At 37.0% G+C, this 20,265-nt stretch carries 21 protein-coding genes; 2 read left to right on the top strand and 19 right to left on the bottom strand.

Annotated features, from left to right (window positions below):
• Positions 1 to 10: 10 nt before the first annotated feature.
• From smc to pta, 7 genes are all read right to left on the bottom strand, one after another.
• On the bottom strand, positions 11 to 3,568 hold the full coding sequence (gene smc, locus KE503_RS05085) for a chromosome segregation protein SMC (protein WP_212384631.1): 3,558 nt from the start codon (positions 3,566 to 3,568) through the stop codon (positions 11 to 13).
• Positions 3,569 to 3,586: 18 nt separating this feature from the next.
• Positions 3,587 to 4,273, bottom strand: a complete 687-nt coding sequence (gene rnc / locus KE503_RS05080; protein ID WP_022375102.1) for a ribonuclease III — start codon at positions 4,271 to 4,273, stop codon at positions 3,587 to 3,589.
• Positions 4,274 to 4,280: 7 nt separating this feature from the next.
• Positions 4,281 to 5,288, bottom strand: coding sequence for a phosphate acyltransferase PlsX (gene plsX / locus KE503_RS05075; RefSeq protein WP_022375101.1), 1,008 nt, complete (start codon positions 5,286 to 5,288; stop codon positions 4,281 to 4,283).
• A 95-nt stretch (positions 5,289 to 5,383) separates the two neighbouring features.
• Positions 5,384 to 5,569: a 50S ribosomal protein L32 gene (gene rpmF / locus KE503_RS05070; protein ID WP_008391606.1), complete on the bottom strand. Its 186-nt coding sequence runs from the start codon at positions 5,567 to 5,569 to the stop codon at positions 5,384 to 5,386.
• Positions 5,570 to 5,573: 4 nt separating this feature from the next.
• A complete protein-coding gene (locus KE503_RS05065; RefSeq protein WP_055197272.1) occupies positions 5,574 to 6,083 on the bottom strand; it encodes a YceD family protein in 510 nt (169 codons plus the stop codon).
• 129 nt (positions 6,084 to 6,212) lie between these two features.
• Complete coding sequence (locus tag KE503_RS05060; protein ID WP_055197270.1) at positions 6,213 to 7,403, bottom strand: acetate/propionate family kinase; 1,191 nt, start codon at positions 7,401 to 7,403, stop codon at positions 6,213 to 6,215.
• 27 nt (positions 7,404 to 7,430) lie between these two features.
• The gene (pta, locus tag KE503_RS05055) at positions 7,431 to 8,438 is read right to left on the bottom strand and encodes a phosphate acetyltransferase (protein ID WP_055197268.1); all 1,008 of its coding nucleotides are present in this window, start codon (positions 8,436 to 8,438) and stop codon (positions 7,431 to 7,433) included.
• Positions 8,439 to 8,711: 273 nt separating this feature from the next.
• Between pta and KE503_RS05050 the strand changes: the two genes are divergently transcribed.
• Positions 8,712 to 9,923, top strand: a complete 1,212-nt coding sequence (locus tag KE503_RS05050; protein ID WP_212384630.1) for a tRNA(Met) cytidine acetate ligase — start codon at positions 8,712 to 8,714, stop codon at positions 9,921 to 9,923.
• 791 nt (positions 9,924 to 10,714) lie between these two features.
• On the opposite strand, the gene KE503_RS05045 is transcribed toward KE503_RS05050, so the two are convergent.
• The 9 genes from KE503_RS05045 to KE503_RS05005 form a co-directional block, all read right to left on the bottom strand.
• On the bottom strand, positions 10,715 to 10,879 hold the full coding sequence (locus tag KE503_RS05045) for a hypothetical protein (protein ID WP_155492458.1): 165 nt from the start codon (positions 10,877 to 10,879) through the stop codon (positions 10,715 to 10,717).
• Positions 10,869 to 11,477, bottom strand: coding sequence for a hypothetical protein (locus KE503_RS05040; RefSeq protein WP_022375158.1), 609 nt, complete (start codon positions 11,475 to 11,477; stop codon positions 10,869 to 10,871). The genes KE503_RS05045 and KE503_RS05040 overlap by 11 nt, the downstream gene beginning before the upstream one ends.
• On the bottom strand, positions 11,478 to 11,969 hold the full coding sequence (coaD, locus tag KE503_RS05035) for a pantetheine-phosphate adenylyltransferase (RefSeq protein ID WP_022375157.1): 492 nt from the start codon (positions 11,967 to 11,969) through the stop codon (positions 11,478 to 11,480).
• Between the two features lie 3 nt (positions 11,970 to 11,972).
• Positions 11,973 to 12,530 (bottom strand): 16S rRNA (guanine(966)-N(2))-methyltransferase RsmD, encoded by a 558-nt coding sequence (gene rsmD / locus KE503_RS05030; protein WP_022375156.1) that lies wholly within the window; start codon positions 12,528 to 12,530, stop codon positions 11,973 to 11,975.
• Between the two features lie 187 nt (positions 12,531 to 12,717).
• Positions 12,718 to 12,939: an alpha/beta-type small acid-soluble spore protein gene (locus tag KE503_RS05025; protein WP_022375155.1), complete on the bottom strand. Its 222-nt coding sequence runs from the start codon at positions 12,937 to 12,939 to the stop codon at positions 12,718 to 12,720.
• A 124-nt stretch (positions 12,940 to 13,063) separates the two neighbouring features.
• Positions 13,064 to 13,336 (bottom strand): acylphosphatase, encoded by a 273-nt coding sequence (locus KE503_RS05020; RefSeq protein WP_022375154.1) that lies wholly within the window; start codon positions 13,334 to 13,336, stop codon positions 13,064 to 13,066.
• Positions 13,337 to 13,348: 12 nt separating this feature from the next.
• Entirely contained in the window at positions 13,349 to 15,379 is a 2,031-nt protein-coding gene (gene recG / locus KE503_RS05015) for an ATP-dependent DNA helicase RecG (protein WP_212384629.1), read from the bottom strand.
• Between the two features lie 72 nt (positions 15,380 to 15,451).
• Entirely contained in the window at positions 15,452 to 17,131 is a 1,680-nt protein-coding gene (locus tag KE503_RS05010) for a DAK2 domain-containing protein (protein ID WP_055197258.1), read from the bottom strand.
• A gap of 6 nt (positions 17,132 to 17,137) precedes the next feature.
• On the bottom strand, positions 17,138 to 17,494 hold the full coding sequence (locus tag KE503_RS05005) for an Asp23/Gls24 family envelope stress response protein (RefSeq protein ID WP_055197256.1): 357 nt from the start codon (positions 17,492 to 17,494) through the stop codon (positions 17,138 to 17,140).
• 193 nt (positions 17,495 to 17,687) lie between these two features.
• Here KE503_RS05005 and rpmB point away from each other — a divergent pair, with 193 nt between their 5' ends.
• Positions 17,688 to 17,873 (top strand): 50S ribosomal protein L28, encoded by a 186-nt coding sequence (rpmB, locus tag KE503_RS05000; protein ID WP_006565876.1) that lies wholly within the window; start codon positions 17,688 to 17,690, stop codon positions 17,871 to 17,873.
• Between the two features lie 628 nt (positions 17,874 to 18,501).
• On the opposite strand, the gene KE503_RS04995 is transcribed toward rpmB, so the two are convergent.
• Genes KE503_RS04995 through KE503_RS04985 form a run of 3 tightly spaced genes read right to left on the bottom strand, consistent with a single transcriptional unit; the run spans position 18,502 to position 20,166 of the window.
• Positions 18,502 to 18,873 (bottom strand): GerW family sporulation protein, encoded by a 372-nt coding sequence (locus tag KE503_RS04995; RefSeq protein WP_022375515.1) that lies wholly within the window; start codon positions 18,871 to 18,873, stop codon positions 18,502 to 18,504.
• A gap of 1 nt (position 18,874) precedes the next feature.
• Positions 18,875 to 19,852, bottom strand: a complete 978-nt coding sequence (locus KE503_RS04990) for a DUF2953 domain-containing protein (protein ID WP_212384628.1) — start codon at positions 19,850 to 19,852, stop codon at positions 18,875 to 18,877.
• On the bottom strand, positions 19,849 to 20,166 hold the full coding sequence (locus tag KE503_RS04985; protein ID WP_022375513.1) for a hypothetical protein: 318 nt from the start codon (positions 20,164 to 20,166) through the stop codon (positions 19,849 to 19,851). Before KE503_RS04985 ends, KE503_RS04990 begins: the two co-directional genes overlap by 4 nt.
• Between the last annotated feature and the right edge of the window lie 99 nt (positions 20,167 to 20,265).

Below are 20,265 nucleotides of genomic sequence, written 5' to 3'. Positions count from 1 at the left end.
TGTTCTCCTTTTATTCATCTAAATCATTCTCGATCAAATTAACAGAAACCTGTGTGGATATTCCCTTCTCCTGCATCGTGATACCATATAAGACATCTGCTGCCATCATCGTTCCTCTCCGATGTGTGATCACGATAAACTGGGTATCCTTTGTAAGTTTATGCAGATATTTTGCAAATCTTGTAACATTCGAATCATCTAATGCCGCTTCTATCTCATCTAACAGGCAGAATGGCGATGGTTTTAAGTTCTGAATTGCAAATAACAATGATATTGCTGTTAATGCTTTTTCTCCACCGGAAAGCTGCATCATATTCTGAAGTTTCTTTCCAGGTGGCTGTGCAATGATCCTTATTCCTGATTCTAACACATCATCATCGGTAAGTTCCAGTCTTGCTTCTCCTCCACCGAACAATTCCACAAAAACCTCCTGAAATACTCTCTGGATGTCTTTGAATTTTTCATTAAACTGACGTCTCATAGCTTCTTCAAGCTCTTCCATCAACTCTGCTAAATGTGCCTCTGCTGTTACGATATCTTCATGCTGTTTCTGCATAAATTCATAACGCTCAGAAACTTCTTTATAATCTTCGATCGCATTGATATTAACTGGTCCAAGATCTTTGATCTGTTTCTTTAATCGGTTGATTGTTTCTTTGATCCTTAAAAGACTTTCTGTCTCATTCAGCTCCAATCTTTGCTTCGCCTGATGGTAAGTAACCTCGTAGTTTTCCCACATATAATCAAGCAATTCTTTTTTCTTTTGCTTTTTACCATCTTTCTGACTTTCCAGACGATAGATTTCTTTATCATATCCACTGACACGTTCTATCATCTCTTCGCGTTCTTTCAAGATATCTTTGTAAAGTATTTCTTTTGTTTTTACTTCTTCCTGAATCTTTTGATGTCTCTTTTGATCTGTTATGATCTTTTGTTCCATCAAGTTCAAAGAATCTTTAAGTTCTTCAATCTGCTGTTGTAATGTCTTTACATTCTCATTGACATCTCCTACATCTTTTTGATTCTCATTAAATTCTTCACTAAGACGTTCAATCTCGGATCTTATACGCTCCTGATTATCTTCCTGAAACTCTAGTTTCTGCGATTCCTGACTTAAACGCATATGAACTTTTGATACTTCCATTGCATGCTTTTCTGCACATTTTCGAAGATATTCTAATTTCTCATCAATTACTTTGATTCGTTCTTCGTCCTGTTCATTCGCACTTTCAAGATCCATCTGCTCATCCTGCAGTCTGTCTGCATCTTCTGTTGCTGTATATAACTCTCGTTTCAGTCTATCTTTTTGCAGCACTAGCTGTTCTTTTCTCTTTGTCAGTTCTTCCTGTCTGTTTTCGATTGCTGTGCGTGACATCTGTTGTGTATTCAATTCCAGAGATATCGCTTGAATGTCTTGCTCTAAGTTTACCATATTTTGCTGATATTCTTTGAGTTTTTTTTCATTTTCATCATATTTTTTTTCATCTTTTGCTATTGTCTGAGTCCATTTATCAAGTCGTCCCTTTAGTTCTTCAACTTCTCTGGATCTTCCAAGTAGATTACTCTTATTCTTAAATGCACCACCTGACATAGAACCTCCACGATTCAAAGAGTCTCCCTCAAGTGTTACAATTCTTACATTATGATGATATTTATCAGCAATCCTGATTCCTGCATCCATATCTTCTACAACAAGAATCTTCCCAAGAAGCGATGAGAACAGTTCCTTATATGTTTCATCGTATTGCACAAGCATATTAGCCGATCCGACCACTCCCGGTTCTGAAAGAATTTCTTCTCTTGCAAATGATTTTCCTTTTATTGCATCTAACGGCAGGAATGTCACTCTTCCATAACGATTCTTTTTAAGATATTCAATCATTTTCTTCGCTGTTTTCTGTGTATCCGTTACAATGTTCTGGATACTTCCTCCAAGAGCTGTTTCGATTGCTGTCTCATACTTTGCTTCTACCTTAATGATATCTGCAACCACTCCAATGATCCCTGACTCCACAGCTTGCTGTTCCATGATCTTTTTGATTCCAAATCCATATCCATCATAACGTTCTGCCATATTCCGCACCGTTTCATAGTTTGAACGGATTCTATGGTATTTTTCTCTTTTTTTATCAATCTCTGTCTGAATCTGCCGACGTTCTACTGATAATGTTTCTTCGATTCTTTTGGCATTATGACATTCAATCTCTAACTGCTCTTTCTTTCCTTTGATTGCTTTGATCTTATTGTTAAAAAGAGTTTTTTCGTTCTGCTGTTCTTTTATCTGTTGTTCTAATTCTTCCATCTGCTGCTCAAGACCAACAATCTGCACATTTAACTGTTCTTTTACAGTCTGTGATCGTTCGATAGCTCCAGCAACTCTCATACGGCCTTCTCTTACAGCATTCACTCTGATCTCAATCTCTTCGTGTTCTTTCTCAAAATCCTGAATCTGTTTCTGATACAGTGCAACTTCGCTTTCTTTTTGAATCTTTTGATCCATAACAGCTTCATATTCCTTACGGATCTCTTCTGTCTCCACTTCGAATCTCTTTAATTGCTGCTTCTTCTCATTCAGATCTTTAAACAGCTTATCTTTTGATTCCAGATATATACTTTCTCTCATACGTTCTGTATTGATCTGTTCTTTCAGTACCTGAATCTGCCCTTCTTTTTGCTGCTTTGTGATCTTCATCTCTGAAATTTCTGCTGCGATCGTTTCTATTTCCTGTTTTAAACTGTCCAAAAGTTCTTCTTGTTTTCCATATTTTTCTTTTGCTTTGGCAAGTGCATGTTCTGTCTGTTTCATCTCTCGCTGTGCAATCTCTATCTTTTGATCCAGCTCATTTAATTCCTGTTCAAGATTTCGATTTTCAAATAAAAACAATTTTACATCTTCATCTTTTAACTGATCTCTTAAAAGCAGATATTCTCTTGCACGTTCAGATTGTTTCTGAAGAGGTGAAACCTGACGTTCCAATTCTGTCAAAATATCTGTTACCCTTACAAGATTTTCTCGTTCGATTTCTAATGATCTCTGTGTCTCCAGCTTGTTTTTCTTATATTTTACAATTCCTGCCGCTTCATCAAAGAGTTCTCTTCGATCTTCTGGTTTTCCACTTAAGATCTGTTCGATCTGTCCCTGTCCAATGATAGAATAACCTTCTTTTCCAATTCCCGTATCAAAAAAAAGTTCTACAATATCTTTTCGCCTGCAGGCACTTCCATTGATCAGGTATTCGCTTTCACCAGAACGATATACTCTTCTGGCAACCGTCACTTCTTCAAACTGAATTGGCAGACTATGATCACTGTTATCTAGAGTAATCGCAACATATGCTGATCCCATTGGTTTTCTTAATTCTGTACCAGCAAAAATGACATCTTCCATTTTAGAACCACGAAGCTGCTTCGCTCTTTGTTCTCCAAGTACCCAACGCACTGCATCCGCAACATTGCTTTTTCCACTTCCATTTGGTCCTACGATTCCTGTAATTCCATGTTCAAATTTAAAAATCATTTTATGGGCAAAAGATTTAAAACCATTGACTTCAATACTTTTTAAATACATGTCCACCTCTGCTTCATGTTATTTTTTGTGGCTTTTGATCGCTTCAAAGGCTGCATGTTGTTCGGCCGCTTTTTTGCTATGCCCAGCTCCTGTTCCGATCACTGTATCTCCAAGTCTTGCCTCTACTGTGAAGATTTTTGCATGATCTGGTCCTTCTTCCTTGACTAGAACATATTTTAATCTGCCTTTTCCTTCTCCCTGAACAATCTCCTGAAGATTTGTCTTCGCATCAAAAAATAAAACTTTATTTTCTACGTCTTTAAATAAATATGTTTCAACAAATTTTGTTGCAGTCTCAATTCCCTGGTCTAAATAGATTGCACCGATCACTGCTTCAAATGCGTCTGAAAGAATAGAATCTCTTGATCTTCCACCTGTCATATCTTCTCCTTTGCTTAAGAGAACATATTTACCTAAATTAATATCTCTTGCACATCCTGCAAGTGTCGGCTCACACACAAGACTTGCTCTGATCTTACTTAGCTTACCTTCTGGCTCTTTTGTATAAGTTCTGTAAAGATAATTGCTTGTTACAAGTTCTAATACCGCATCACCTAAAAACTCCAGGCGTTCGTTATTTTTATCTTTGCTCATTCTTCGTTCATTCGCATAGGAACTATGAATAAAAGCATTCCAAAGAAGGGATGGTTCATGAAATTTAATTCCTATCTGCTCTTGAAATTCTTCCACACTTTTTGCATCCATTTCTATTTTATCCTTTCACAATCTGATCTTTTACTTTCTGTGTAATATTTTCTTCCGCAAATGCAATACACTGAACGATCGCATTTTTCATTTCTTTTGCTGTTGCTGATCCATGGGCTTTTACAACTAGGCCATTTAAACCAAGAAGTGGTGCTCCACCATACTCTGAAGCATCAAATTTCTTTAATGTTTTCTTCAGTGCTGGTTTCGCCAGTAATGCACCGATCTTACTCTTTAGTGTTGACATCATTCCTTCCTTGATCTGGCTTACTAATACCGCTGATAATCCTTCTTCAAGTTTCAAGACGATATTCCCAGCAAATGCATCACATACAACAACATCCGCTGCACCATATGGAATTTCTCTTGCCTCGATACTTCCAATATAATTAATATTTTCACATTCTTTTAATAATGGACCTGTCTCCTTAACAAGCTGATTTCCCTTCGCTTCTTCCACACCAACATTGACAAGACCGACTCTTGGATTCTTGATTCCAAGGACATCTTCCATATAGATAGATCCCATCTGTGCAAATTGGAGTAAGTATTCAGCTTTCGCATCCATATTTGCTCCTGCATCAACTAACAGCATAGGCCCTTTGGCTGTTGGCATAACTGCACCTAATGGTGCTCTTTTGATTCCTTTGATCCTTCCAACAACAAACTGTCCTCCAACAAGGATCGCTCCCGAACTTCCGGCTGACACAAATGCATCTGCAGTCTTATCTTTCACCATTTTCAGTGCAACCACCATGGAAGAATCTTTCTTCTTACGAATCGCTTCTACTGGTGATTCGTCACAAGAAATTTCTTCTTCTGCATTTATGACTTCTACCTGTTCACTCTTATACTGATATTTGCTTAATTCTTCATGAATTTTCTGGGATTTTCCTACTAAAAATACTTTGAGATTATTTCTTTCATTCACAGCATCAACTGCACCTTTTACAATCTCTCCTGGTGCGTTGTCTCCACCCATAGCATCAACAGCAACTTTGACTAATTTCTCCATACGACCTATTCTCCTTTTCTTTTAAAATAGGAAATGCCATACGCATAAACCTTCTTAAAAAGTCTAAACGTATGGCATTTTTCTTTGATTTACCATTATTCAGCGTGTGCTGAAACAATTTCCTTTTTATTGTAAGATCCGCAGGCTTTACATACTCTGTGAGGCATCATAAGAGCACCACATTTGCTGCATTTTACAAGTGTTGGAGCAGTCATCTTCCAGTTTGCTCTACGTCTGTTTCTTCTTCCTTTGGATGATTTATTCTTTGGACAAATTGACATTGGTTTACACCTCCTTAAAATTCTTAAAAATATCCTGAATCGCTGCCATACGAGGGTCTGCCACCGTACGATCGCAGCCACACTCTTTTTTATTCAGATTCGTTCCACATACCGGACAAAGTCCTTTGCAGTCTTCCTTGCACAAAACTTTGGACGGAAGTTTTGGAACAACTTCATCGAAGATCAATATATCAAGATCAAGTTCCTTGTTCTCGATATATGAGGAGTCTTCCTCATCAAGATCCGAAAAATCTAATTCTTTCGTCACCTTGACGGAAACCGGATAACTCACTTCCTCAAGGCATCGACTGCATGGAATTCCAAGCGTAACTTCTGTCTCAAATGAAAATGATATCTTATCCTTTCCAATATTTCTAAAAACGATCGAAAAATCACTCTTCTCTCGAATAGGATAAGACACACCTTTTAGCTTAATCTCATTCAGATTGATTGACGCTTCGACGGTTTCTTCATATTTAGGTACTGAAATAATTTTTGATAATTGAATCTTCATACGATCTCCTAAATTTTCATACTGTACTATTATACGAATGTGCTTCTGGTTTGTCAAGTAATTTTCCTTACTTTTAAAAAAAACAATCCAGAAGCACATTTTAACAAGTTCTATTTTTTCATAAAATAATTATTTTACAAGGGCTACTGTGTCTCTTGCGATCATTAATTCTTCATTTGTTGGTATACACAGTAACTTAACTTTCGCATCATCTTTAGAAATCACCGCTGGTTCTCCAGCAACCTTATTCTTCTCTTTATCAAGATCTGCTCCAAGATATCCAAGATATTCACAGATTGCTGCACGTGTAATATCATCATTTTCTCCAAGTCCTGCTGTAAATGTGATTGCATCTACACCATTCATAGCTGCTGTATAAGCACCAATGTATTTTGCTACACGATATGCATATGCATCTAATGCTGCAGCTGCAGCTTTATTACCTTCAGCTCTTGCTGCTTTTACATCTCTAAAGTCAGAAGATACTCCAGATAATCCATAAACTCCTGATTCTTTATTTAAAATATTTAATACTTCAGATGCTGTTTTATTTTCTTTGTTTGCAATAAATTCAACAATCGCTGGATCAAGATCTCCAGAACGTGTTCCCATGATCAATCCTTCAAGCGGTGTTAATCCCATAGATGTATCTACAGATTCTCCACCTTTGACTGCTGTTACACTTGCACCATTTCCAAGATGACATACAATAATTTTTAAGTCTTTGATATCTTTTCCTAACATTTTTGCTGTCTCTAAAGATACAAACTGATGAGATGTTCCGTGGAATCCATAACGACGGATACCATCTTCATCATAGTATTTTCTAGGAATACCATATAAGAATGCTTTCTCTGGCATTGTCTGATGGAAAGCTGTATCAAATACTGCTACCATTGGAAGTCCTGGCATTAATTCCTGACATGCACGAACTCCAATTAATCCAGCTGGGTTATGAAGTGGTGCGAATACGCTGCATTCTTCAACTTCTTTGATAACCTCATCTGTGATCAGGCATGATTTTGTAAATTTCTCTCCACCATGAACGATACGATGTCCTACAGCACCGATCTCATCAAGGCTTTCTACAACTCCGTTTTCTTTATCTGTCAGCTGATCGATAACAATTCCGATTGCTGTCTTATGATCTGGCATAGCAGGTGTAGATTTGATCTTGTCTTTTCCTGCTGGCTGATGTGTTAATGCTCCGTCGATTCCGATTCTTTCGCATAATCCTTTTGCTAAAACACTTTCTGTCTCTGAATCGATTAACTGATATTTTAATGATGAGCTTCCGCAGTTGATAACTAAAACTTTCATGAAATATGATTCTCCTTAAATTTATTCTTATTTATCTGCTTCCAGTGCTGCTGCCTGTACACATGTGATTGCTACTGCACCAACGATATCTGATGCTACACATCCACGTGATAAGTCATTGACTGGTTTTGCGATTCCCTGTGTAATAGGTCCGAATGCCTGTGCTCCACCTAATCTCTGTACTAATTTGTATCCAATGTTACCAGCATCTAAATCTGGGAATACTAATACATTTGCTTTACCAGCAACTTCACTTCTTGGAGCTTTAGCTGCTGCAACTTCTGGTACGATTGCTGCGTCAAGCTGTAATTCTCCACAAATTAAATACTGAGGATATTTTTCTTTAGCGATATTTGTTGCTTCTACAACTTTTGTTACATCGTCATGTTTTGCACTTCCGCATGTAGAATGGGATAACATTGCAACTCTTGGTGTTGCTCCGATCAGCTGTTCAAATGTCTTAGCTGAGCTTGAAGCGATCGCTGCTAACTGTTCTGGATTTGGATTCTGGTTCAGTCCACAGTCAGCGAATACGAAACATCCGTTTTCTCCCATATCTTTTGCCTTTGTATCCATTAACATGAAGGCAGATACGATTTCTGTACCAGGTGCAGTTTTAACAACCTGAAGTGCTGCACGAAGTACGTTTGCAGAGGAGTTGATCGCTCCTGCTACCATTCCGTCTGCATCTCCGACTCTTACCATTGTTGCTCCGAAGAACAGTGGGTTGGATAGCAGAATCTCTTTTGCATCTTCTGGAAGCAGTCCTTTGCTCTTTCTTGCTTCACATAAAGATTCGATATATGTATTTAAACGATCACTGTTTTCTGGATCAACAAAAGAAGCTTTTGATAAATCCAATCCTTCTGCTTTTGCTTTAATCTCGTCTTCTTTTCCAACTAAAATAATATCAGCAATTCCTTCACTGATAACTTCTGCTGCTGCTGTTAATGTTCTCATGTCTGTAGTTTCAGGCAGTACAACAGTTTTCTTATTTGTTTTTGCCTTGTTTTTAATCTCATCAATAACACTCATTTTTTGCGTTGCTCCTTTCAACTTTCCAAAAAGATGAATTTAATCCTGTTAAATTATACAACATCATTTCTGTGTATACAATAATGGTATTTGTATTTTTCGTTGTACATTTCCAGAAAAATCTATATTCTATTCTACATTTTTTTGTTTCCTCTGACAAGATACTTGTTGTCCATTTTTTGTTTTTTGTGCAATTTTACTTTTTTTGTTTCGTGATTTATAATACATTTATTATATAAAAGATTTAATTTTGGAATTCTGAAAGGATATTTTATGAAGACTGCAGCTATCATTTGTGAATATAATCCGTTTCATAACGGACATAAATATCATATTATGGAAACAAAGAAAAAAACCGGAGCTAAACGTGTAATTGCGCTAATGAGTGGAAACTACGTCCAGCGTGGAACTCCGGCGATCATGGATAAAAAAATACGTGCTCATGCAGCTCTACTATGTGGTGTTGATCTTGTAATCGAACTGCCTCTTTTTGCAGCTGCCTCTTCTGCTCCTGATTTTGCCATGGGTGCTGTTGCTTTGCTTGATAAATTAGGTGTTGTTGACTACCTTTCTTTCGGAAGCGAATGTCAAGAGATTAACAAACTTAAAGCAATTGCATCCTTTCTTATTAAATATGAAAATGAAATTGAATCCGGCATAAAAGATCTTATGAGCCTTGGGCATTCTTATCCAAAAGCTAAAGAACTGTATCTTACAACTCACCTTAAGGATGCTTCCATGATTCAGATTTTAAAGCAGCCAAATAACATTCTTGGGATTGAATATCTAAAAGCATTGATCCGTCTCAATAGTTCTATAACACCGGTCTGCGTAGAACGAATTGCAAACGATCATCACAGCACAGATCTGACACCATCGATCTCTTCTGCGACATCGATCCGCAGTACACTCGAGCAAAATCTGATCGAACCATTATTTTCAAGAGTCCCTGATTCTTTGCATGATCTGTATAAACATCATTACCAACATGATTTTCCTGTATGTTCAGATGACTTTTCTCTTCTTTTGCAAACTAGTATTCATTCCACTGATGATCTGACTAAGATTGTCGGAATTTCTAAGGATTTCAGCGATCGCCTTATGAAAAAACTTCGTCCTGATCAGTCCTTTGAAGATCTTATTTTAGCATGTAAGAGCAAAAATATCACGTGGAGTAAAACAAGCAGAAACCTTCTCCATATTATGCTTGGAATGACAGATTCGAAATTTCTTCTGGCAAAGAAATATCATATGGCACCTTATTACCAGATCCTTGGTTTCCGCCGGGATTCTTCTTCTTTGATCGGTGCTATAAAAAAAGAAACAAGTCTCCCTATGGTCCGTCACCTCCGTCCACTCCACGATCCACTTGAAAAAGAGCAGCAAATTCTGTTGTCAGTTGATCAATATGCCCACCAGATATATCAGGCTGTCATAGGTCAGAAATTCCATACGATCTTGAAAGATGAACAGATTATCGTCTAGTTTTATCTCCCGTTTCATACATTATAAAAAAGGAACGGGAGATTTCCTATGCGTAATGGTATTATTCAATTTTTGCTCATTTTTTGTGCAGTTTCCTTGTTATTTTTTCCACAAACTTCAATCGATGGAGCCAAAAATGGACTACTTTTATGGTCTGCAACGATCACTCCAACACTTCTTCCATTTTTACTTCTATCTGGTTTTATGCAATATTACCAAACGTTCCATTTTCTTTCCCGCCTGTTTTTCCCTTTAAAAAAGCTCTTTCCTGACATTAATGATGACTTTTTCTACACCTGTATTCTTGGTTTTTTCTGTGGCTGTCCACTCGGTGCAAAAATTATCAATGATCTTATTCTCTCTGGTTCTTATACCAAACAGGAAGGTCAGGCACTTCTTTATGTTTGCAATCAGATCAGCCCAATGTTTACTATTGGATATACATTAACTTTGATTCTCCACGGAAACATAAATACTCTTTGTTTCTTTTTCTGTCTTTATTTTCCTGTACTTTGTTATCTTTTTTATTTATTTTATCTATTTTTCACAAAAGATTTTCTTCATGCACATCAAATTTCACATCCTGTTTCTATAAAAAAATCGGCTGATCAGATAATCTTTGACAGTCTCCATTCTATTTTTACGATCGGTATCTGTATCATGATCTTTTCAATCGGTGCATCTTTAATCTCTGTTTTACCATTTCCATTTTTTATAAAGCAAGTGCTGATCGCTATATTTGAGATTACAAACGCCGTCTCTTATTTTGGTACAATGCAGATTTCTTCTTATCATAAAATAATCCTTCTTTGCATGATCACTTCTTTTGGCGGACTTTCTGCTGCTGCACAGACAATAAGCGTATGTAAAAAAAGCAGACTTTCCTTCTGGAAATATCTGCTTGTTAAATTCTTATTCAGTTTATCAAGTGGTCTGCTTGCTGCCCTATTCTTCATCTGAGATAAAATCTTCAACCGTTCTCGTTCTTGTCTGAGGTATGCTGACTCCTGAAAGCTGTTCTTCAATCTCTTTCGCATTTGTCTTAATTGATTCAAGATCAGAATCTAATGCAGACAACAACTGATCAAATATACTTTGCTGTGCTTCTTTTACGCTCACAACATATCCCTGAACATCTTCCATGATCTCATTGACATAACGAAGTGCTCCTGCACGGATCTGATCTGCTTCTTCATTCGCATTATGCATCACACTTCTTGCTGTTTCTTTGGCATGGTTCTCAATCTCATCTGCCCTCATCTTAGCCATCTCAACAATCTCATTATGATCGATCAATTCTCCTGCATCTTTCGCTGCCTGGTCGATCGTCTGTTGTGCTTTCACTCTTGCATCTTCTAAAATCGCATCTTTATTAAGAATGATCTTATGGCTTCGTTCAATCTCTCCTGGAATCTGTTTCCTTAATTCTTCGATCACTGTCATCAAAACATCTTTCTCAATTGTGATCTTTCCCGGACTAAATCTTGCCGGTTTTGCTTCATCGATCAGAACCTCGATATCATCAATCATCTCATGTAAATATTTTTCACTCATTTATTTCGCCTCCTGTGCTTTAAATTTCTTCTCAAGACATTCTTGTACGTAAGGCGGTACCATCTCAGAAATATCTCCATGATAAGAAGCTATTTCTTTTACGATCGTGGAACTTACATAAGAATACTCTATGCTGGTTGTAAAAAACATTGTATCTAAATCTTTATTCAACTTCGCGTTTGTCTGGGCAATCTGAATCTCATACTCAAAATCTGTTACTGCACGCAATCCTCTTACAGATACACTGGCCCCTTGTTCTTTTGCAAAATCTACCAATAATCCCGAAAATGACACTACTTCTACATTATCAAGGTGACTTGTTGCCTTGCGTATCATATCGACTTTCTCCTGTGTCGTAAATAATGGTTTCTTGGCGCTATTAACCAGCACTGCGACGATCAACTTGTCAAATACCTTTGCTGAACGCTCAATAATATCAATATGTCCATATGTAACCGGATCAAAACTTCCCGGATAAACTGCAATACTCACTTTCTAATCCTCCTGTGTCTTCATCAAAAATGTATGTTTATTTGTCTTATATTTCTTGACTCTTGACACCTTTAATTCCTCAAAATCTGAAATCTCCGTCTCAAGTGATGACTCTGCGATCACGACCGTATCTGGCGTGCAGATTGTTGAATCATTCAGTACCGCCAATACCTCATCTTCAAATCCTTTGTTGTATGGAGGGTCCATAAAAATATAATCAAATGTTATCTTCTTTGCTTCTAACTGCCTGATAGCTGTTATGACATCCACAGCCATAACCTGTGCTCTGTCATCAAGCTTTGTATATCTTAAATTCTCTCGGATACATCGAAGTGCCGGCTTTGCCTTCTCCACAAAATAAGCCTGCTTTGCACCGCGGCTCAATGCTTCAATTCCAATCCCGCCGCTTCCGGAAAAAAGATCCAGAAATGTGCATCCGGCAATATCATATTGTATCATATTAAATAATGTTTCTTTGATGCGATCCTGCGTAGGTCTTGTCTCCATACCTTCGATCGTCTTTAATTTTAAACTCTTCGCACTTCCTGCTACGACTCTCATAATCTATGTACATTCCTTATCTGTATTTTATTCCACGATACACTTCTGCTTTCGCAGACTATCATTCTTTTATTTTATTATATCTACAGATTTTGTCAACCGACAATGAGAAAGAAGCAGTCATAGTTTATGCTTTCACTGCCTCTTTCTCTCTTATCTTTCTTTTTTCATTTGTATTTTTAATTTACTAGCGAGACATTTCTTCTTCCTGTCTGCGGATCATCTTACGAACCATTTCTCCTCCGACAGATCCTGCCTGAGCAGTTGTCAGATGTCCATTATATCCATCTTTTAAATCCACGCCAATTTCATTTGCTACTTCAAACTTAAATTTGTCTAAAGCTCCTCTTGCTTCTGGTACTTCGACTCTGTTTGTTCCTTTGCTTCTTGCTGAAGTTCGTTCTTCCATTTTGAAAGACCTCCATTTCTTTTGTTTGTTGTTTGTTACGTTCATAGTATATGTAAACGTTCAAAAGATACACTAGAATCTTTTACATATTGTGGAATTTTTTTGTAACTGTTTCTGATATTTTTTAATATCTTACATGAAATCCTTTTTCTTTTTCATCATATGGGCGTTCCTCTTTTTCAATATGATCAATTCTTACAAAACGATTTCCAGTCTGTGTTAATTCAAGAAATTGTTCGATCTGAAGCCTTGTTCCCTGAACTTCCGCTGTTACCGAACCATCCAGCATATTTTTTACCCATCCACTCAGATGACATTTTTCTGCATTCATTGCTGCAAAAAAGCGAAATCCCACTCCTTGGACTCTTCCTGTAAACCTTAGATAAAAACGTACCATATCTTCTTCCTCCTATATATTTCTTGCAAGACCGATCTGTTTTTCCAATCTGCTATTTTTTAAATTTGAAAAATCAAATCCTTCTTCTTCAAGTTCTTTCACTGCATCTGCCGCCTGCTTCATAATATCTGCATTCGTATAAATATCTGCTAAAACAAAATCTATCATTCCACTCTGTCTGACTCCAAAGAAATCTCCAGGTCCTCTTAATTTCAAATCCTCATTTGCGATGTAAAATCCATCATTTGATTTATTCAATACTTCTAAACGCTGCATAGTTTCTTTTTTCTTGGAACTTGTCATAAAAATGCAGTATGACTGATAAACGCCTCGTCCAACTCTTCCTCTTAACTGATGAAGCTGTGCCAGCCCGAAACGTTCTGCATTCTCTACCATCATAACCGTTGCATTCGGTACATTTACGCCAACTTCCACAACCGTTGTTGATACAAGTACGTCTATCAGCCCTTCTGAAAAATCATCCATCACTTTCTGCTTATCTGCTGCTTTCATCTTCCCATGAAGATAACTGATCCTTACCGATGGTGCAAACTGGCTTCTTAACATCTGTGCATACTGAATGACATTCTCCCCTTCCATTGTCTCACTTTCTTCCACCATTGGACAAATGATGTAAACCTGCCTTCCTTGACTTACCTGTTTTTCAATAAATCGATAGGCTGTCGGACGGTAACTTGTATTTACTACACAGTTTTTGATCGGCAATCTCTCTGCGGGCAGTTCATCAATGATCGATACATCAAGATCTCCATATAAGATGATCGCAAGTGTTCTTGGAATCGGTGTTGCACTCATAACAAGCACGTGTGGTTTTTCTCCTTTTAACGATAAACTTTCTCTTTGTCTTACTCCGAATCTATGTTGTTCATCTGTAATAACAAGTGCTAATTTCTGATATTCTACCTTATCCTGAATTACCGCGTGAGTTCCGATCACAATATCAATCTCTCCACCCTTAATCTTCTGGTAAATTTCTCTTTTTTCTTTTGCTTTTGTTGATCCTGTTAATAATGCAATCTTGATTCCATATGGATTCAAAAGCTCCATAAATGATTCGTAATGCTGCGTTGCAAGTACTTCTGTCGGGGCCATTAAAACGCCTTGATATCCAGCCTTTGCACACATCAAAAGCAATATGATCGCAAGGATCGTCTTTCCTGAACCTACATCCCCCTGCACAAGACGATTCATAACTTTTCCCGATGCCATATCTTTTGCCATCTCATTTAACGCCTGTTTCTGTGCTCCTGTCAGCTCATATGGAAGATTCGCTATTAATTCTTTCGCTTCCTTACAAACACCGATCTTATATCCTTCTTCTTTAATATCTTCACCTGATGTTATCATATGCATTGCTGAGATAAAAATAAAAAATTCATCAAAGATCAAGCGTTTTTTTGCTTCTATCAGATCATTCTTGGACTCTGGAAAATGAATATTCCAAATCGCTTTGTTATATTCCATCGGATGATACTGATCAAGAATATTCTGTGGAAGATATTCTGGAATCTGAAAAATATAATCTTTTGTCTGAAACATTGCTTTGGATACCAGCTTATTGGTAAGCCCGCTTGTCAATGGATAAATTGGCTGCAGTGTTTCCTGTTTTGCCTCATAATCTTCTGGTGTAAAGATTTCTGGATGTTCCATTGTGATCCTGCCATTCTTGTAGATCGGTGTCCCTGTAAATATATAGTCTCTTCCCTGATGTAATTGTTTCTTTAAATACGGCATATTATACCATACAAGCATGATCGTTCCCGTGTGATCCTTTGCAGTGCAAGTAACAATCTTTATTCTTCTTGCATACTGAATATGCACTTCTGAATTAATGCGTACTGCAATCGAAACCCTCTGTCCGATTTCTAATTCATGGATGTCTTTGGGGTCTTCGTAAGTGAGATAATATTTAGGATACATCGTGATAAGACTATCAATATCCCGAATTCCAAGTCTTCCAAATGCCGTTGCACTCTTCTCCCCAATTCCTTTTAATTCTATGATATTCGTTGTTCCATCCATAGGTCTCTCCTTAAATAGTTCCTCTTAAAAGCAAAGAAACCCCGCCTTCAAGCGGGATTTCTTTGTATCATCTTATTCTACTGACAATAAGAAATAATAAATCGGCTGTCCGCCATATTCTAACTGTACATCACAGTCACCATATGTTTCTTCTACTTTCTCAAGTAATGCTTCTGCCTGTTCTTTTGTTGTATCTGCTCCATAGTAAATGCTGATCAGTTCGCTGTCTTCATCTACCATCTCTTCTAATAATCCTAATGTAACTTTCTCGATATCCTGTCCGACTTTCTTGATTCCATCATCATCAATTCCCATAATATCATCAATCTTGATCGCAATTCCATTGATGGATGTATCTCTGACCGCATAAGTTACTTCTCCAGTCTTGACGCATTCGATGATATCTTTCATACTTTCTTCATTAGACTCGACATCTGCTTCTGGATCAAACCCAATGATTGCTGAAATTCCCTGGGGAACAGTTGTTGTCGGAATGATCACAACATTCTTATCCTCTACTAAAGACTGTGCCTGTGTTGCTGCAAGAATGATGTTCTTGTTATTCGGCAGGATAAAGACTGTCTCTGCATTAACCTGTTCGATCGCATTCAACATATCTTCTGTACTAGGGTTCATTGTCTGACCACCTTCGATCAGATAATCTACCCCTAATTCACGGAAAATGTCATTCATTCCCTGTCCAATAGAAACTGCTACAAATCCATAATCTTTCTTCGGTTCTTCTGGTTTCACTGGCTGATCGTCCACCTGTGCTTCTGCCTGTGTAAGATTCAAACGCTCTCTGTGTTCTTCTCTCATGTTATCAATCTTCATATTCGTAAGTTCTCCATATGTGAGACCTTTTTCGATTGCTTTTCCAGGATGATTTGTATGCACATGAACCTTAATGATGTCTTCGTCTGCAACGACTACGATAGAATCTCCGATTCCCATTAAGAAATCTTTGAATTTCTGTTCTTCTTCCATAGAAATCTCTTCTTTGGTCATAACAATAAACTCTGTACAATAACCAAATTTGATATCCTTCTCTTCCAATGGTGCTTCTGTCTGTGTCGCTGCTGGCTTCTTTGCAACTCTTTCTACACCACTTAGATCAACTTCTTTTCCGGACAATACATCTACTGCCCCCTGAAGAAATTCTACCAGTCCCTGTCCACCTGAATCTACAACACCTGCTTCTTTCAGTACTGGAAGCATGTCTGGTGTTTTCTTAAGAATCGCATTTGCTTCCTTGATCACAACCTCTGCAAATTCATTAAAATCTTCTGTTTCTCTTGCACATGCTACTGCTTTCTCCGCCGTTACTTTCGCTACTGTAAGGATTGTTCCTTCTTTGGGTTTCATAACGGCTTTGTACGCTGTATCTACCGCATTCTTAAACCCCGCTGCAGCAGTTTCGGTTGTCAGAACATCTTCACCCTTGACACCTTTGTAAAATCCTCTGAATAACTGAGATAAGATAACTCCAGAGTTACCTCTTGCACCTCTTAAAGACCCGCTTGATAATGCTCTTGTAACTTCCTTAACTGTTACTTCTGGTGCATTTCCAACTTCTTTGGCTGCTGCAAGTGCAGTCATTGTCATATTCGTTCCTGTATCACCATCTGGTACAGGGAATACATTCAGTTCATTAATATATTCTTTATTCGCCTCTAATCTCTTGGCTCCGCCAATCAACATCTTCTGCAGCAATGCTGCATCTATCTGTTTCATCTTAATCTTTGCCTCCATCATCTATTATCCTATATCTTTTACGCCTTCAACGTAAATATTGATCCGTTCTACTTCAAGGCTTGTAAATTCTTCCACACGATACTTTACAGATTCCATAAGATTGCTTGCCACTGTAGAAATAGAAACTCCATAAGATACAATAATATGGAAGTCTATCGTGATCTTATTATTATTTACTGAAACAAATACACCTTTTCTGATATTATCTCTTGTCAAAAGCTTGGCAATTCCATCTTTCATATTCACCATTGCCATTCCTACAATACCAAAGCATCCAAGAGCACAGATCCCGGCATATTTCGCAATTACCTGATTTTCAATGGAGATTTCTCCATTCTTTGTATTCACATGTCCTTTCATAAATTATACCTCCAAACGAGAATTCATATAACTCGATTATACATTATGAGACCCTCTAAGTCTAGTGTTTCAAAAAATGATTTAAAATAAAAGCAAATTTATTCTTGATTTTTATAAATCAATCTGTTAGAATGAAATAGTTGTCGAGCCTGGAATGAAACAGGAATAGAGATTGGAATAAGGAGGTGCTAACATGGCAAAATGTGCTATTTGTGGCAAAGGTGCTCATTTTGGAAACGCAGTGAGCCATTCACATAGAAGATCAAACAAAATGTGGAAATCAAACATCAAATCCGTAAGAGTTAAAGTTAACGGAGCAGCTAAGAAAATGTACGTTTGTACTTCTTGCTTAAGATCTGGTAAGGTTGAACGTGCTTAATCTTGATTGATTATATAAGAAACCACTAAGAGTTGGAATTTTTCCAACTCTTTTTATTTTACCTTTCTATTGAAATTCATTTAAAAAACAAACAATACGCTATAATGTCACATCCTATACAAATAACTATTTTCATAGGATCATGCGTAATCCAAAATCCCGCAAACAACCCCATAGAGAAAAAGAAAAAAGCAATAGCCCAGACTCGTTTCATATTTAAAAATCCTTTTTGTACATATTTATTCCGAAATTTTATTACTCATTCCTTTATAAATTTAGGTTTGCGACGGTAGACTTTTGTATATGTGGCAGAAATAAGATAACAAGAAATATTTAAAATTGTCCACTCTATAGACTTCTGGTATATGATAAAAAATAAATAAGCAACTGAACGCGATGCATTGGAATTTTGCCATATTTTGAATAAATTCGCAGCCCAATTGGACGATTGTCTAAGCTTCAAAGACTTTTGTCTGAAACAAAACTCCAAAGCGAGTTATCGTAGGAAATTGGGCGGATCAGCGATTTGTTCAAAATATGAGCAAAATTCCACCGCATTGCGTTCAGTTGCTTATTTATTTTTTATCATATACTCGAATTCTACAGTTGGCCAACTCGAAATTAAAATTTACTTTTCAAGATCATCCACAATATCTTCCAAACTTTCGTTCTTACCTGCGAACCTATCAATCACATCTGGTACCATATCCAATAACTTCACGATCGTCTCCTGATTCTTAATGTTCACAAGCTTCGTCTGTCCATCTTTAATAACAAGTACAGCACTTGGAGTCATCTTTCCTCCAATTCCTCCTCCACTTTTATCTTTCTTGTCTCCAGAGAAAGCTCCTGCACCCATTCCGAAGGAGACATCTACTAATGGTAAGATGATGGTATCTTTAATATAGATAGGTTCTCCTACGACTGTTTTTGATGTTAAGAATCCTTCCATGCCGTCAAATAGTGAACCCATGGTATCTTTTAAATTTTCTTTGCTCATTTTAGTTGCCTCCTATCATTCTTAATGCTCGGTCTTTTTGTTTTATTAGTTCATCTTTGTCTTTGTATATTTTCCATAACAGCTGTAAGATCTTATATCTTCTTATACTTCCTTTGATCTTTAAATGTCCTTTTAGAGTTCTTTTTTCAAAGTCTGGTGTAATATCTATGCGATCTCCGTAAATTGGAATCAGTACCGCTGCCCATCCTAAGACTTTCCCTGTGTAATATGGGTCTTCGAAACCAAATGTTATCTGTGCATTTAGTTTCTGTGGAAGCAACAGCTTTACTGCATTTATTCCATATTCTTTGATTCTCTTTATTGCATTGATAATATCTTCGTCTTCTAAGATATCTCCAACAGTCTCCATCTTATCTGTAATCTTATGAATCTTTGTTATGAGATTCTTGCATTTATTATAACACTTTTTGAGAAGATTCACGATTTTTTTGCCGAAAAACTCCTTGTCTTTCTTTGTTGATTCTTCTTTTTCATCCCATGTAAGATCAAATACGTCTTCTGAAGTCTTTTTTATTGTTATATCTTTTGCTTCCCGAACCACCTTTTTATCTGAAATTTGTTCTTGTACAGTATGCTTTTCCTGTTTTATCTCTTGTTTATTTTGTTTCGCTTCTTTTTTTGATTTCTTTTCAGATATCGATTTTTTCTTATGTTTCTTCTTGTTTTTCTTCTTATCTTTCTCTGGATGCTCCCCTAATACAGACCAATGGTCCTTTCTTGAATCATATACCGGAATTCCAAAGATGCGGATTGCAAAGTTAAGTTCTTCTTCATAAAACACCTTTGCCCGTAAAAATACGACTGCCCACGATACTTTCGCTTGTGCTTTCGGTGTTTTATCATCAAAATCTCCTTCCATCTGGTAACAGATTGGAAATATCAGAAGGATTAAAAGTAACACGATCGGTATCAAGATCAGGATTCCTATGATCTTTAATATAAAAAATAGTATGCTCATTTATCTTCCCCGCAGAAATATGTTGTGATGTCTTTTAATTTTCCTTTATGATACAGATCATCGATCATACGTCTTAACATAACGACTGCATCATCTTTTCCTGCTGCCATCCCTACGATCGTAATATCTTTTTCTTTGTGAATATCTGATAATAATTCATTATAAGGATATATTTCCAGAAATGCACTGTTCCAGAGTGGCAGTGTGATACAATACAGTCTTGAAATTGATTTTTCTTTCTCTATTTTGCGAAGTAAGTGCCTCTTTTGTATTTTTAATATCTCTGATATGTATACACGTTCTGAAACTTTCACTCGTATTTCCTCCTGAAAATATCCCATCTTATCTTAGTGAATTTCCTGATAAAAGAAAAAAGGGATGTATTGCTACATCCCCATTCTATCATATATTCG

Source organism: Anaerostipes sp. Marseille-Q3525 (assembly GCF_018223505.1).
Classification (GTDB): Bacteria; Bacillota; Clostridia; order Lachnospirales; family Lachnospiraceae; genus Anaerostipes; species Anaerostipes amylophilus.
Note: the sequence above shows the minus strand (reverse complement) of the source record. Positions and strands in the feature narration are given on the sequence as shown.